We start from the raw sequence: 13,654 nt of genomic DNA on the forward strand, positions 1-13,654 counted from the left end.
CAATTATCAGTTGCATTATTATCTTTTATGAATATGATTGAAATCACTAGGAAACAGCTCGCAGTTTGACGCTGTTAATGTTAAAGGTTGCAAAATGAGATGAATGTTGATCTTCACAATCCGGAATTGGTCGGGCTAAGAACACCCGATCCACTTCGTTTTGCTTTTCAACGCAAGAAGAGTGCGCATGCCGGTGGCATGATGCGTTCAGTTAACTCTGAAGATATCCAAACCGAGCTTGAAAAAGCACATGCAATCCCAGCGTCATCGGCGCATGCACCACGCTGTTTGTACATTCACATTCCGTTCTGTCGCGTGCGTTGTACATACTGCAACTTCTTCCAATACGCATCCAGCAAGTCATTAATTGAAGGCTACGTTGAAGCACTGCGCGCAGAAATTCGATGGAAAGCGTCGCAAGTCTGGAGTCAGTCAGGGCCGTTCCAAGCGGTATACATTGGCGGAGGAACCCCAACCGATCTTAGCGGCGAACAAATCCGAATGATCGTCTCTGATATCCGCAGCCAATTTCCGCTGACACCTGACTGCGAAATCACACTAGAAGGTCGTATCAACCGTTTTGGATTAGACAAATTTGAAGCGGCACTGGAAGGGGGCGTTAACCGCTTCTCATTCGGCGTTCAGAGCTTCAACACTCAGGTTCGTCGCAGTGCGAAGCGGCTTGATGACCGTGAAGTTGTGTTGGACAAAATCCAGCAATTGGCCAAATACAACGCGGCTCCTATCGTTCTGGATTTACTTTATGGTTTGCCTCACCAAACTCTGGATATCTGGCAGCAGGACTTGAATGACTATCTTGAGTCCGGTGCCCATGGTGTCGACCTGTATCAGCTTATCGAAATGCAGGGCTTGCCAATGGCAAAGTTGGTTGAGCAGGGCAAATTGCCGTATCCCGCAGATACACAAATGAAGGCCAGTATGTTTGAGATGGGCGTGAACTTCATGGCGAAGCACCATCAGAAACGTCTCAGCGTTAACCATTGGTCTTCAGACAACCGCGAACGCAGTATTTACAACTCGTTAGCGAAAACAACTGCGGAGATCATGCCTTTAGGAGCCGGGGCTGGTGGCAATGTCAATGGCTGTCAGATGATGCAAACCCGCGATATGGATACCTACATCTCAGCGATAAATGATTTACGTTACCCTGTCACTATGATGACATTAGCACCTGCCAATAGAGGTGTGTCTGCTGAAGTGAAAAGCGGATTTGATGCGGGTGTGCTGGCTCAACACAAGTTGGATTCCGTGGCTGGACAAGGCTCTTTTGAAGCGCTGTCTCCCTTGTTTGAAGCGTGGCAGGAAAACGGGCTGGTCTATCTTGAAAAGAATGGAAATGGCAGAAGTTATCTCACGCTGACTCTCGCCGGACAGTTCTGGGCGGTTACATTGGCCCAAAACCTGATTGAAGTATTACAAAACCAAACAGCGCAGAAAGTGCAAAGAAAAGCGGCAAATGTCGCAGCTTAGGAGTAGTTAAACGATGCAACAAGCGATCATCGTGACGGAAGAAACCAAACAGCGCGTGGCTGAATATCTGGCTCAGGATGAGCACACACCAGTATCAAACATGGTGGACTCACTGAAACTGACGGAAGGTGAAATTACGCTGGCACTCCCAGAAAGTATGATTTCCCACGTGAAGGGTGAACTTGCGCAGACCATTCTGGAAGCAATGCCAGCATGGGGTAAGGTCACCACCATCGTACATTCCGGTGGTTCTGTCTTTGAATTTAAAGCGCCATTTCCGAAAGGAAAAGTTGCACACGGTTACTACAACCTGATGGGGCGCGAAGGCCAGTTACATGGTCATCTTCGTCTGGATTTGGTCTCTGACATTGCGTTTGTCAGCAAGCCATTTCGCGGTACTGAGAGCCACTACATTGGTTTTTTCGACAACACTGGCCACTGTGTGTTTAAGATTTACCTTGGCCGTGACAAAAAGCGTCAGCTATTCCCAGAACAAATTGAACTGTTTAACGCCATGAAGCAGGAGTTGGCAAAATGAGTGACAAAGCAGAACGTCTACAAAACCGTCTAGGCCCAGAAATTCAGGAGTTTCGTGATTCTCGCAACACGCTTCAATTGGGTACTGTAGACAAAGAAGGCAAACCACATACCAGCTATGCGCCTTTCGCTTTCTCTGAAATGGGTTACTACATTCTGGTTTCAGATCTTGCTACCCATGGTCAAAACCTCAAGCACCGCAAAGCCGTCTCTATCATGATGATCGAAGACGAAAGCGAGGCGCGCTCGATCTTTGCGCGTCGCCGCCTATCATTTGACACCAATGCAGAACTGATTGAGCGTGATTCAGAGCACTGGACCACAGCAATTCAAGTGATGCGCGATCGTCTGGGCGAGATGATCGACAACCTCAGCCAACTCGGCGATTTCAATCTCTACCGTTTGAATCCAGTCATCGGCCGTTACGTGAAAGGTTTCGGTCAGGCATTTGATGTGTCGGGCGAAGACATGCTTTCCGTGATCCACCTGAATGAAGGTCACGTGAAGAAGATGAAAGAAGAGAACGCTTAATCTCTTTTATCAGGTCGTTTGGGTATATTTTAAGGGCCTGATATCACCTCCCATAACTATAAAAAACTCACGGAAACCAGTGTGAGTAGGTTTCTTTTGCCTGAAGAAAACTGATTGGGATTTCTCAGGCGGTTTAAAGAGTGGAAATTATGACTATCAAGAAAAACAAGCTGGCGATTTTGGTCGGCCTTCTCTGTGCGGGCACAGCTTCAGCCCAAGACGTTTATACCTTTGACGAAGTGGTTGTCTCTGCAACCCGAAGTGAGCAAAACATCAGTGATGTAGCCGCTTCTGTTGATGTAGTGAATAGCGAAACAATCGAAGAGAACCTTGCTCAAGATCTTGAGCAGGCGATTGCGAATGAGCCGGGCGTGTCGATGCCGGGCACGGGTCGTTTCGGTAACTCAGGTTTTAATATTCGTGGTTTGAGCGACAACTACGTAAAAACCATGGTGGATGGTGTTGAACAACCTTCATCGTTCAACCCAGGCGCAGATGTGATGCGCAAATACAACAACACTGTTGAGACCGATACCTTGCAGCGTGTAGAGATAAGCAAAGGTCCAGCCTCCAGCCTATACGGCAGTGATGCACTGGCCGGTGCTGTGATCATCCGCACCAAGAACCCGGGCGACCTTCTGGTAGCTGAGGGTGATGACACCTATGCCAGCGTTAAAGGCGGTTACTACAGTGCTGATGAGAGCTACAAAGCGACTGCAACTTTGGCAAACCGTATCGGCGATCTGGAAACCTTGTTAATTTTCACACATCGCGATGGTCACGAAACAGCGACCCACGGCAGTGGCGCCGATGTTGAAGGCCGCGAACGTGGACAGGCTGACCCATTTGATATCAACTCAGACAACCTTTTGCTGAAAGCTTTCTATCAGTTGAATGATGCGCATCGAATTGGCCTGACGGGTGAGATTTATAACCGAGAAGCAGATGGCCTGGTGCTGTCTAACGAAGGCTATGAAATCATGCCAGGCTTCGTATATACGCGTAACAGCGCCAGTGATGAAGACAAGCGCAAGCGCGTAACCTTCGAGCATGAATGGCAAGCGAACAACGTCGCGTTCGACCACCTGAAGTGGCAGGTGACCGCGCTGGAAAGTGAAAGTAATCACAACACCTTTGATGAAACGCCACAGCCGCCAACGTCATTTGGTCATGGATACCGTCAGCGTATGCGTAACGGTGTAGATAAGAGTGCCCAGTTTGATGCCCAGTTCGACAAGGCCATTGAACTGGAGAACAGCTTCCATGAAATCAGCTATGGCGTGAATTACATCACTAACGAGTTTGACCTGGATTACCGCGATTATTACCTAGAGGGTTACAAAGCTGGTACGTCAGTAGATAAAACCGGTGAAGTGCCAAACGCAGAGTCAGTGAAATGGGGCATCTTTGTACAGGATCAAGCTTTCTTCCTGGAAGAACGCCTGGTAGTGAACGCGGGTCTTCGCTATGACAAGTTTACCGCAGAGCCAAAACAAGCTTCAGAAGATAATCCAAAGTCCAAAAGTGATGCGTTAACGGCGAAACTGGGTGCGGTTTATCACTGGACGGAGAGCCTGAGCAGCTACGGTAATATCAGCCAAGGTTACAAAGCACCAACACTTCAAGACCTTTACTACTTCTACGAAACTGACGCGGCAAGCGGTGCGGTATTCGAGGCAAACCCGAACCTGAAGCCGGAAGAGAGCATTGGTTACGAAACTGGTCTGCGCTTCACTCAGGACTTCGGTCGTATTGAGTTCTCGGTTTATTACAACGACTACAAGAACTTTATCGAAACGCACAAATTGGCTGATGACAACGGCCAGGGTAAAGAACTTTGGACCAAAGAGAACATCAGCAAAGCAGAAATCTATGGTGCTGAGCTGAAAACACATCTGGCATTGGATGTGCTGTTTGGCGCACCAACGGGTCTTTACAGTGACATGAGTGTGGCGTACACCCAAGGTGAAGACAAAGAAAACGGTGAAGCGCTGGATACTGTCGCTCCACTTTCTGGTTACTTTGCGCTGGGCTATGCCGACGTTGAAAACACTTACGGTGGTAAGTTGTCAGTGAAAGCTGTTGCGGGTAAATCCGACTCTGATTGGAGTAACTCAAACGGCACTGAAAACGTGAGTGCGCCTGGTTACGCTGTAACAGATGTGACTGCGTTCTACCGCCCGGTGACAGATCTGACGCTGCGTGCCGGTCTATTTAACGCCTTTGATAAGAAATATTGGGACTACAACGACCTGATTGGTGCGGAATCAACCACAGAAGGACTTGATCGTCGCACGCAACCAGGACGTAACTGGGGTATTGAAGCCGAATACGTGTTCTAAAGCGCAGATTAACCCCTGACGATAAACACCCCGGATTTCTCTGGGGTGTTTTCGGTTCTAGCCTGAGTTATGCTCAGAAGGTACATGATAATAAAAATGACAAAGAATTCTGGAGATACAGTGACTAGCAGTACGCTAACAACCATTTCGACACGTTGGTTGATTGATCAGGCGAAAAAGCACAAGAAACGCCTGATTACCGCCAACCTTATCGCTATCTGTGCGACGCTAATCAGCGTGCCAATTCCTCTTTTTATGCCGCTAATGGTCGACGAGGTGCTGCTCAACAAACCTGCCGGTGGGGTGAATTTCTTCAACCAGATTTTGCCTGAGTCACTGCAGCAACCAGCCAGTTATATCGTCATGGTTCTGATACTGGTGATTGTGATGCGGATTGTCAGCCAGGCGCTGAATATATGGCAAAGCCGTCAGTTTACTCTGGTGTCCAAATCCATCACTTGCAATATTCGCCAGCAACTCCTCGATAAGCTTGGCCGCATCAGTATGAAAGAGTACGAAGAGCGTGGCAGCGGCGGCGTGAGTTCCCACCTGGTGACGGATATTGAGACTATCGACTCTTTCCTAGGCAACAGTTTGAGCCGCTTTGTGGTGGGTGTACTGACGGTCTTTGGCACGGCAATTATTCTTCTATGGCTTGACTGGGCGCTTGGCTTATTCATATTGCTGGTTAACCCGCTGGTCATCTACCTCTCACGCAAAATGGGTCAACGCGTTAAGCACCTGAAAAAGGCCGAAAACCAATCTTTTGAGCGGTTCCAACAACGCCTGGTAGAAACGCTGGATGGCATCTATCAGCTCCGTGCTGCTAACCGTGAACGTGCTTACCTTGATGTTCTGAAGACAGACGCCGAAGCGATTCGCCTCGATGCTGATAAGTACGCTTGGCAGTCAGAGGCGGCGGGACGTGTTTCCTTCTTGATGTTCCTGATCGGTTTTGAACTGTTCCGTGCGGCGGCGATGCTGATGGTGCTGTTCAGCGACCTGACGATTGGCCAGATCTTCGCGGTGTTTGGTTATCTTTGGTTTATGCTCAGCCCGATTCAAGAGCTGCTGGGTATTCAATACGCTTGGTTCAGTGCTTCAGCAGCAATGAAACGTTTGAACGGTCTGCTTGCATTGGATGAAGAGCCACGTAACGCATCCGAGAAAGATCCGCTGGAAAGCAAAGAAACCTTTGGGGTGGAATGTCGCGACCTGACCTTCAGTTACGACAGTGAGAAAACGGTGTTGAACGGCCTTTCTCTGAACATTCCTCAAGGCAAGCGTGTGGCGCTGGTTGGTGCTTCAGGTGGCGGTAAATCGACGTTAATTCAGCTGTTGCTGGGGCTTTATCGCAAGTCAGACGGTGAAATCTTGATTGATGGCAAACCTGTCGAAGAGATTGGGTACGAAACCCTGCGACAGCATACGGCCGTGGTCTTGCAACAACCTATGATCTTCAACGACACATTGCGTGAAAACCTGACATTAGGGCGAACTGACTTCTCTGACGATCAGCTGTGGCAATCTCTGGAAATTGCTCAGCTAAGTGATGTTGTCGATAAGCTGGATAACGGATTGGAATCCCAGTTGGGCCGACAAGGCCTCAAGCTTTCTGGAGGACAGCGTCAGCGCTTAGCCATTGCCCGTATGATCCTGACCAATCCTAAGCTGGTGATTTTGGACGAAGCGACCTCAGCGCTGGATACTGCAACAGAAGCAGCGTTACATGAGGCGCTGAATAACTTCCTTCAAGGCCGAACCACACTGATCGTGGCGCACCGTTTGTCTGCGGTGAAACAAGCTGACCTGATTTATGTACTGGAAGATGGCAAGGTTGCGCAAAGCGGTAACCACAGCGAACTGGTGCAGGAAGAAGGGGTTTATCAAACCCTATACGGTAATCTTCAAGTCGGTTGATTACAAACAACGCCTCAAACGAAAGCCCTGCATCAGCAGGGCTTTTTAGCTTTCTGGAGCGGTACGGATTACTCCACTGTCAGTGAAGCACCTTGGGTTTTAATCACGTCTTGATACCAGAAAAAGCTTTTCTTACGTTTTCGTTCGAGAGAGCCACTAAAGTCGTCGTGTCGGTCCACATAAATGAAACCATAACGTTTGCGCATTTCCGCGGTGGAATTGGCGACAAGGTCAATCGGTCCCCACGTTGTGAATCCCATTAATTCCAAACCGTCTAACATGGCTTCACGTGCCTGAACTAAATGATCATTAAGGTAAGCAATGCGGTAGTCATCGTGAATCTCACCGTTTTCATCCAGTTCGTCGATTGCGCCCAGTCCATTTTCCACAATAAATAGAGGCTTCTGGTAACGGTCATAGAGGAAATTCAACAGAATACGCAGGCCTTTCGGGTCGATGAGCCAACCCCATTGGCTCTTCTCCAGATAAGGGTTTGGCACACTGGCGACGATATTGCCGACTTCTTTTTGTTTAGGATCAGCACTCGCACAGCCACTGGCGTAATAACTGAACGAAATAAAATCGACTGAAGCACTGGCGATTACTTCCAGATCGTCTTCTTCCATCGCGATCTCAATGTCATTTTCTCTGAAGTAACGAAGCATGTAGCCCGGGTATTTTCCGCGCGTCTGAACATCACCAAAGAACAGCCATTTGTTGTTCTCATGCATAGCAGCGATAACGTCGTCTGGGTTGCAAGTAAATGGATAGTTGATTGCTCCCAGCAGCATGTTACCAATCTTGGCGTCTGGAATAATTTGATGGCAGAGCTTCACCGCTTTTGCATTGGCGACCAGTTGGTGGTGAATTGCCTGATAGATTTCCTGCTCGCTGGCATCTTCCTGAAGCCCAACGCCGGTAAAAGGCGCATGTAGCGACATATTGATTTCATTGAATGTCAGCCATAGCTTAACTTTGTCCTTATAGCGTTCGAAAACGGTGCTGACATACTGCTCGAAGAAGCCGATCAGTTGTCGGTCCGCCCAGCCCCCATAGTTTTCTACCAGTGAGTAGGGCATTTCGTAATGGGACAGGGTTACAAATGGTTGGATATTGTGTGTGGCCAATTCATCGAAAATACAGTCGTAATAAGCGAGGCCTGCTTCATTTGGCGATTCTTCATCACCGTTGGGGAAGATGCGGGTCCAAGCGATGGAAAGGCGCAGGCAGTTGAAACCCATTTCATTGAAAAGGGCAATGTCCTCTGGGTATCTGTTATAGAAATCTATGGCCACATCTTTAATGCCTGGTGTTCGTTCTTCGCGGGTTTGATGCGGACTTAGAATGCCTGAAGGGAGCATGTCTGAGGTTGAAAGCCCCTTACCATCGTGATTGTAAGAGCCCTCTACCTGGTTAGCGGCAATCGCACCGCCCCAAAGAAAATTGTTTGGAAATAGCTTCATGTGAACCTCTGAATTCACGTTTTCAGTATGCTGGCAACAGGTAACAGTATTGATAACTATCAATGGAAGAAAAAGAGAGTTTTCGCATGAAAAGCGCTTCCTCATTTGCTTGAGGTTGCCTCAGAAATTAGGTGTTTTACGTTCAAGAGGACAAAAAGGGGAAGGCAACACAAGTAGGAATGACAACATTTCCCACGGCAAATACAGAGATGTGCTGGCAAGAGTGCCAAGAGTGTTCCACCCTTATTAATAGATATCTTTATAGAAGGGTTACTGTCGCTAATGAAAGTGCTGCTGAAATCCAACATAACCTGCCCGAAATGCGGTCACATAAAGTCAGAACTCATGCCAATAGACAAGCCCTTGCAGCACTACGAATGCGAAGGATGTGGCGAGATAATGATCGTGCAGGAAGGCATGTGCTGTGTGTTCTGTGCTTATGGTGATGCTCCCTGTCCTCAAGCGCAGGTGAAAGGTGTTGGGCGATGCACCGACAAGCTCCATTGATTATTCGATCTCTCCAGAAGGGTAGAACACCGCCAGCCAAACAGTTTCTCGCTCCGGATCAGTCCAACTGACTTTATGCCTGGTATGGGCTGGGATATTAAGATGGTCACCCGCCTCCAAAGATACAGATTCACCGTTTTCAAACGTTAGCTCTGCGTTGCCTTGCAATACAACTACCCATTCGCTTTCTTCCTGATCATACCAACCTGTTTCAGGTGACGTTTGGCCTCGCGACACTATTCTCTCAATTCTGACAAACGGGTGTTTGATTAGATCTTCAAATACTTCATGATTTCTGGCGTTTGGCAGGGTTTTGAAGAGGTTTCCTTGTTTGAACATCTTTTCTGACTCCATCTGAAGCAACCTGTTGAACATAAAGAGTAAACATAATTCACTCTTGCATAATAAGGTGCCTAAAAATCGCTACGCAATGCTGTTTTCTATGTCGAAAACCATCCGGGAAAAGTCTATTACCGACAAATTGCTCTTTGTCTCAACATTGCATCACAAATTGAGAGTTATATGAAATTACACTCACCGCGACGGAGCAAGGTTTTTGGCAAGGAGATAACGATGAGTGTACACACTTGGTATTGCGCTAACTGCAAAAAAGAAACTGGACATGAAGTACGTGAGCAAGCTCACCATGATCCAGCTGTTCGCGCGCTAACAGCACCCCCAAAGGGGAACAACTATAAAGACTACACTGAGTGCACTTGTACTGTGTGTGGCACGGTTGAGTGGGTTGATCCAGTTGACATCTATCAGCTCGCAGTACACGACTTTGGTGATTAAGTCGCCTCTGGAAGAGGGAGCAGGTAAGTTAACTGCTCCTTAATTTTAACCATATAACGCACTATAACTTATAATTGGTATAAGAGTTTAACCGTAACCACCTCAGATTAAACGCTTTTTTCTAATCCTCATAAATTCGCGGCCTAAATAACTCATTCATTTCCGTCATCTACGTTGAATCAATCTTGAATTCCATAGTCATATATAATATGACTATAAAACAGTGTTCGATTGTGGGTTAAGTTTGCAATGTGCTGACAATCAGTGCCTTACGGATATCTATGATTGGCCACCTTATCAATACGCATATTCTCGGCCCAGCCGGCTGAGTAGAGCCCCTCGAAGTATGAGGGTGGAAAGAAGGAGATATTGTTATGCGTAAATCTATTCCTGTAGTGACTTTACTTGCCGCTTCGCTGGTGCTTGGAGGCTGTGCCTCAAATACTGGGACAGGCGCAGCCATAGGGGCGGCTACTGGCGCTGTGTTAGGTAAAGCTACCGGCAACCATAAAGACAAACGTATCTTTATCGGTGCTGCGATTGGCGCATTGGCAGGTGCTGCAGTCGGGCAATATATGGACCAACAAGAAGCTGCGTTTCGTGAAGAGTTGTCAGGATCTGGAATCGAAGTCGTGCGTGAAGGTGACAATATCCGTCTGGTGATGCCTTCTAATATTACATTCGGCACCAACCAAAGTGGCATCACACCGGGCTTCTACCAATCTCTTGATGCAGTAGCCCGAGTTATGAATGAATATGACAAAACCTTCCTGAGCATAGAAGGACACACGGACAGCACAGGTGATGCAGCATATAACTTCACCTTGTCCGAAAAACGTGCGGAGAGCGTGAAAGGGTATCTGCTTCGCTCGGCGGTCAACGCACAGCGTTTGTATGTGACAGGGTATGGTGAAACCCAACCCATTGCTTCCAATGAAACCTCATCAGGAAGAGCAAAGAATCGACGTGTTGAGGTTCAAATCGTACCAAATCAAGCGTGACCTCACTCGAAGGGGAAGCTGGCCAGCTTCTCCTTCACCTTATTCCCGTCAGAAAGTATGTGTTTTTCATGAATTTTCTCAGGAACTTGATCGTTTCAGTGATTTCTATGCGAACTATCTAGTTAGGTGAGGCGACTCGTAATAATATGTATCGCCTAACGTTCCACGATAAGTGATTTCGCGGACGATCATTATAAAAGAGTCAAAAAGGAATAAGAGGTTTACATGCCATTAGTAGCTTGCCCGGTTTGTGAAAAACAGGTATCCAAACGAGCGTTATCTTGCCCAGGGTGCGGAGAACCGGATCCTGCCCGCTATCACTCACGAAATACATGGCTCTCGCGCCTGTTTTGGTTACTGGTCTGGGTGGGTATCGGCGCCGCAGTTTGGTATAAAGTCGTTCCAATGGTGATGGAAGTATTTAAGCAGTAATTGACTTCACTGCCTCGGTATACCGAATCGAATAAAGAGGATGGGGCAAGCCCATCCTCTTTTGCTTTATATTTTTTCTAGCCGTTCATGTTCTAGATCTGGTGTCGGTGACCAATCGCACAAGCTTAAGTGTGTCAGTAAAATGCCAGGCGAACTTTCCCCCAAGGCAATAGAATAGAAAAGCTCAGCTATCTCTTCATCGCCGCCAAAACACCGCAATATCGAGCCAATGATTTCCGATCTTTCTGTGCCTTCTTCAACCTGTCGTCTTATCCAGTCATACTCCAGGGAGCTTTCGTTGATAATGGTTTTTCGGCCCAGTGCAAACGTTGTCATGATGCCTCCCGACACCTTTACTTTCTCTGTGACAAGTACGTTACATAAGCTATTAAACCGCATCTAATCTGTTGTTAACTCGACAAAGATCTCAAATATAATCAACTAGTGGCATATTGGTGTGTATGCTTCTTAAGCATGCATGTTTCAGATCACATCAATTTGAGAGCAATTATTTATACTCGATGTGCTTATTCATTAAAAAATGGCGCTCAAAGCGCAAAATTTTTTCATAGATCTAACCAATACGCATGGAACAGTGGTAGGTTAGCGCCGTTAACAGACCCAAGACTATAAAGCCTATGAAATGGATTCTGACGAATTGGATTCGCAAGAAGAAGTTTGAGAAGTTTTTTACCCGTGTGGAAGAAGACTTCTTCGATAAAAAAAGTATGCGCCATACCTTGAAGCTAGGATTCTTGAATCATTGAAAGAATCTGGCGAGACAAAGCCTAAGCGAGCTTCACGTATTGTATTGGCCTGTATCAGGCAAGCATTACTGGACAAATACCTCACTGAAAACCGCTATATCCGCTTTTTGGAAGACAATAAGAGAGAATTCTTCTTGGATAGAGTGTCAGGGAGTGATGTAGACGTTGATTACGAGCATATTATTCGTAACTTCATCCACAACAAACACTGCGAATGTTCAGATTACATCCTTTCTCATGTTCCAAAATACTTCCAAAAGTTCGCGAAAGAGTTAGAAGTCGACATGAGTTACCCCATGAACAAGCAGGGTGAGCAAGAGATGTTAGACGACATCATCATGCTGCTGAATCACAAATAGAAGTTTTCACATCTAGGCGGGTGACTATCCGCCACTCTCACCAGTCTTCACTACAAGTCTATATACCCGAACGCTGAAATTGAGACCGTTACCGTTAACCGTCTAATCAAAGCAGCTTGCCGTTCTTCATAAACAGAGTAGAATTATACTGTATACATAAACAGTATTTATTGTTATGCCTGCAATCCGATACCGACACAATTATAAAGCCGTTGTGATGAGCGGCTCTGACGAGCACCAAAAAGGTCAGATGATCCCTGCCTACTTGAGAGACGGCAGTTTGATTTACTATCCATTTGGTGGCTTCGTGAAGCGCGAAGTACTGACCTATGAGCAATACGTTAAGTTGATGTTCATCGACGCATTTTCACAATCTGACGATGGTGCTGCTTGGGAAGACATCAGCAGCAATAAAGTATTAGGGGTATTTATGCGAGGAGAGTACTTTGTTGTACTTTCTGAAGGTAAACCCATCATGGTCCAGTAGCTTAGTACTTCTGGCACCACCTATGTATCTGCTTACTAATGCTTTTTAGTCGCTAGAAAAATAGTGACGTCCTTCCAGAGCCTTTGCATCGTGATCGACTACGCCTGTTCAAACCTCATAATGAAGACTCAGCAGGACAAGGACAGTCAGTATGTCGAACAATAAAGAACAAGACTTCAATTCACTATTGAACCAAGGGTGGCAAAAACATGAGTCAGAACCAAACGCGGTTTTTGATTCGATGGCCTCTATGTTAGGTAGCTTGGAACCAGAGCAAACCGAATCTGCGATGACCTTATTGCTCCATACAGCAATAGGGCACCTATACGCTCCTGACAAGCTATTACACCTACTGTCATCCTTGCCACCTAACCGAGCAAATCTTCCATCAAGCCTTCGTGCGCAAGTCCTGGCAGATTACTTTCAAACCAAAAAGCTTTCCGACATGAGCCATTTGGCGACTGATGATCAGCACCGGGTGTTTGCACAAATTGCCAATGAGTACGCCGCATTAAAAAAAACAGCTCAAGCCTCTCAATGGTTAACGATGGCAACGGAAGGCGTTAGCACGAGTTCAGTGTCAAAACCCCTTGCGCGCGCTCTTGCTATCACTGGTAATAACTTAGCGTGTCAGTTTGAGGGGTTGGAAGAACGCTCGATAGAGCAAGACCAACAAATGATAAAAGCAGCGCAACTGGCTTTACAGTTTTGGCGAGTTGCAGGAGGCTGGATGCAAGAAGAGCGTGCTGAATACCGACTGGCTATGAGCTTCATTAAAGCAGGCCGATATGAGGAAGCTCGAACACATGCACAGCGCTGTGAAGCAATATGCATTGAAAATAACGCAGATGATTTCGAGAGATATTTCGCCAGTGATCTGTTGATGCTAGTGCACTTCCATTTAGCACAAAGCCACAAGCTTAAGGTAGGTGAAGATCTCCGCGAATATTGCGAAACGAGTTCGCTAGACTGACCTTCGGACTTTCATAGTAAAACTGGCATCTTCTCACTAGAAGCCAGTT

15 protein-coding genes are annotated in these 13,654 nt (G+C 46.9%); 12 read left to right on the forward strand and 3 right to left on the reverse strand.

Going from position 1 to position 13,654, the window contains the following annotated elements:
* The first annotated feature begins 99 nt into the window (after positions 1–99).
* From hutW to G5S52_RS01880, 5 genes are all read left to right on the forward strand, one after another.
* Positions 100–1,491: a heme anaerobic degradation radical SAM methyltransferase ChuW/HutW gene (hutW, locus tag G5S52_RS01860; RefSeq protein WP_165011543.1), complete on the forward strand. Its 1,392-nt coding sequence runs from the start codon at positions 100–102 to the stop codon at positions 1,489–1,491.
* A 13-nt stretch (positions 1,492–1,504) separates the two neighbouring features.
* Positions 1,505–2,029, forward strand: coding sequence for a heme utilization cystosolic carrier protein HutX (gene hutX, locus G5S52_RS01865; protein ID WP_165011544.1), 525 nt, complete (start codon positions 1,505–1,507; stop codon positions 2,027–2,029).
* Positions 2,026–2,559 carry a heme utilization protein HutZ gene (hutZ, locus tag G5S52_RS01870; protein ID WP_165011545.1) on the forward strand — a complete coding sequence of 178 codons (534 nt, stop codon included), beginning with the start codon at positions 2,026–2,028 and terminating at the stop codon, positions 2,557–2,559. Before hutX ends, hutZ begins: the two co-directional genes overlap by 4 nt.
* Positions 2,560–2,708: 149 nt before the next feature.
* A complete protein-coding gene (locus G5S52_RS01875; protein WP_165011546.1) occupies positions 2,709–4,901 on the forward strand; it encodes a TonB-dependent hemoglobin/transferrin/lactoferrin family receptor in 2,193 nt (730 codons plus the stop codon).
* Positions 4,902–4,997: 96 nt separating this feature from the next.
* Positions 4,998–6,821, forward strand: a complete 1,824-nt coding sequence (locus G5S52_RS01880; protein ID WP_205743733.1) for an ABC transporter ATP-binding protein — start codon at positions 4,998–5,000, stop codon at positions 6,819–6,821.
* A gap of 68 nt (positions 6,822–6,889) precedes the next feature.
* Here the strand turns inward: G5S52_RS01880 and G5S52_RS01885 are convergent, their stop codons facing one another.
* Entirely contained in the window at positions 6,890–8,284 is a 1,395-nt protein-coding gene (locus tag G5S52_RS01885) for a glycoside hydrolase family 1 protein (protein ID WP_165011548.1), read from the reverse strand.
* A gap of 282 nt (positions 8,285–8,566) precedes the next feature.
* Between G5S52_RS01885 and G5S52_RS24270 the strand changes: the two genes are divergently transcribed.
* Complete coding sequence (locus tag G5S52_RS24270; protein WP_062664278.1) at positions 8,567–8,791, forward strand: GDCCVxC domain-containing (seleno)protein; 225 nt, start codon at positions 8,567–8,569, stop codon at positions 8,789–8,791.
* On the opposite strand, the gene G5S52_RS01895 is transcribed toward G5S52_RS24270, so the two are convergent.
* Positions 8,792–9,130 (reverse strand): cupin domain-containing protein, encoded by a 339-nt coding sequence (locus tag G5S52_RS01895; protein ID WP_165011549.1) that lies wholly within the window; start codon positions 9,128–9,130, stop codon positions 8,792–8,794.
* A 234-nt stretch (positions 9,131–9,364) separates the two neighbouring features.
* On the opposite strand from G5S52_RS01895, the gene G5S52_RS01900 reads away from it, so the two are divergent.
* The 3 genes from G5S52_RS01900 (at position 9,365) to G5S52_RS01910 (ending at position 11,019) form a co-directional block, all read left to right on the forward strand.
* Positions 9,365–9,586: a hypothetical protein gene (locus G5S52_RS01900; protein WP_165011550.1), complete on the forward strand. Its 222-nt coding sequence runs from the start codon at positions 9,365–9,367 to the stop codon at positions 9,584–9,586.
* Between the two features lie 374 nt (positions 9,587–9,960).
* On the forward strand, positions 9,961–10,587 hold the full coding sequence (locus G5S52_RS01905) for a YiaD family glycine zipper/OmpA-like lipoprotein (RefSeq protein ID WP_165011551.1): 627 nt from the start codon (positions 9,961–9,963) through the stop codon (positions 10,585–10,587).
* A gap of 225 nt (positions 10,588–10,812) precedes the next feature.
* Positions 10,813–11,019, forward strand: a complete 207-nt coding sequence (locus G5S52_RS01910; protein WP_165011552.1) for a hypothetical protein — start codon at positions 10,813–10,815, stop codon at positions 11,017–11,019.
* A 66-nt stretch (positions 11,020–11,085) separates the two neighbouring features.
* On the opposite strand, the gene G5S52_RS01915 is transcribed toward G5S52_RS01910, so the two are convergent.
* Complete coding sequence (locus G5S52_RS01915) at positions 11,086–11,355, reverse strand: hypothetical protein (RefSeq protein ID WP_046303351.1); 270 nt, start codon at positions 11,353–11,355, stop codon at positions 11,086–11,088.
* A 427-nt stretch (positions 11,356–11,782) separates the two neighbouring features.
* On the opposite strand from G5S52_RS01915, the gene G5S52_RS01920 reads away from it, so the two are divergent.
* The 3 genes from G5S52_RS01920 to G5S52_RS01930 all read left to right on the forward strand — a co-directional run bounded on the left by G5S52_RS01920 (position 11,783) and on the right by G5S52_RS01930 (position 13,605).
* A complete protein-coding gene (locus G5S52_RS01920) occupies positions 11,783–12,145 on the forward strand; it encodes a hypothetical protein (protein ID WP_235956044.1) in 363 nt (120 codons plus the stop codon).
* 175 nt (positions 12,146–12,320) lie between these two features.
* Complete coding sequence (locus tag G5S52_RS01925) at positions 12,321–12,632, forward strand: hypothetical protein (RefSeq protein ID WP_039849546.1); 312 nt, start codon at positions 12,321–12,323, stop codon at positions 12,630–12,632.
* Between the two features lie 151 nt (positions 12,633–12,783).
* A complete protein-coding gene (locus G5S52_RS01930) occupies positions 12,784–13,605 on the forward strand; it encodes a hypothetical protein (protein ID WP_165011553.1) in 822 nt (273 codons plus the stop codon).
* Positions 13,606–13,654 lie beyond the last annotated feature (49 nt).

It is taken from the genome of Grimontia sedimenti (assembly GCF_011045095.1).
GTDB lineage: Bacteria > Pseudomonadota > Gammaproteobacteria > Enterobacterales > Vibrionaceae > Enterovibrio > Enterovibrio sedimenti.

Coding starts and splice junctions, on each gene's coding strand:
- G5S52_RS01900 (WP_165011550.1), top strand. CDS start 9,365: ATGAGTGTACACACTTGGTATTGCGCTAACTGCAAAAAAGAAACTGGA.
- G5S52_RS24270 (WP_062664278.1), top strand. CDS start 8,567: ATGAAAGTGCTGCTGAAATCCAACATAACCTGCCCGAAATGCGGTCAC.
- hutW (WP_165011543.1), top strand. CDS start 100: ATGAATGTTGATCTTCACAATCCGGAATTGGTCGGGCTAAGAACACCC.
- G5S52_RS01930 (WP_165011553.1), top strand. CDS start 12,784: ATGTCGAACAATAAAGAACAAGACTTCAATTCACTATTGAACCAAGGG.
- hutZ (WP_165011545.1), top strand. CDS start 2,026: ATGAGTGACAAAGCAGAACGTCTACAAAACCGTCTAGGCCCAGAAATT.
- G5S52_RS01880 (WP_205743733.1), top strand. CDS start 4,998: ATGACAAAGAATTCTGGAGATACAGTGACTAGCAGTACGCTAACAACC.
- G5S52_RS01925 (WP_039849546.1), top strand. CDS start 12,321: ATGCCTGCAATCCGATACCGACACAATTATAAAGCCGTTGTGATGAGC.
- G5S52_RS01885 (WP_165011548.1), bottom strand. CDS start 8,284: ATGAAGCTATTTCCAAACAATTTTCTTTGGGGCGGTGCGATTGCCGCT.
- hutX (WP_165011544.1), top strand. CDS start 1,505: ATGCAACAAGCGATCATCGTGACGGAAGAAACCAAACAGCGCGTGGCT.
- G5S52_RS01905 (WP_165011551.1), top strand. CDS start 9,961: ATGCGTAAATCTATTCCTGTAGTGACTTTACTTGCCGCTTCGCTGGTG.
- G5S52_RS01915 (WP_046303351.1), bottom strand. CDS start 11,355: ATGACAACGTTTGCACTGGGCCGAAAAACCATTATCAACGAAAGCTCC.
- G5S52_RS01910 (WP_165011552.1), top strand. CDS start 10,813: ATGCCATTAGTAGCTTGCCCGGTTTGTGAAAAACAGGTATCCAAACGA.
- G5S52_RS01895 (WP_165011549.1), bottom strand. CDS start 9,130: ATGTTCAAACAAGGAAACCTCTTCAAAACCCTGCCAAACGCCAGAAAT.
- G5S52_RS01875 (WP_165011546.1), top strand. CDS start 2,709: ATGACTATCAAGAAAAACAAGCTGGCGATTTTGGTCGGCCTTCTCTGT.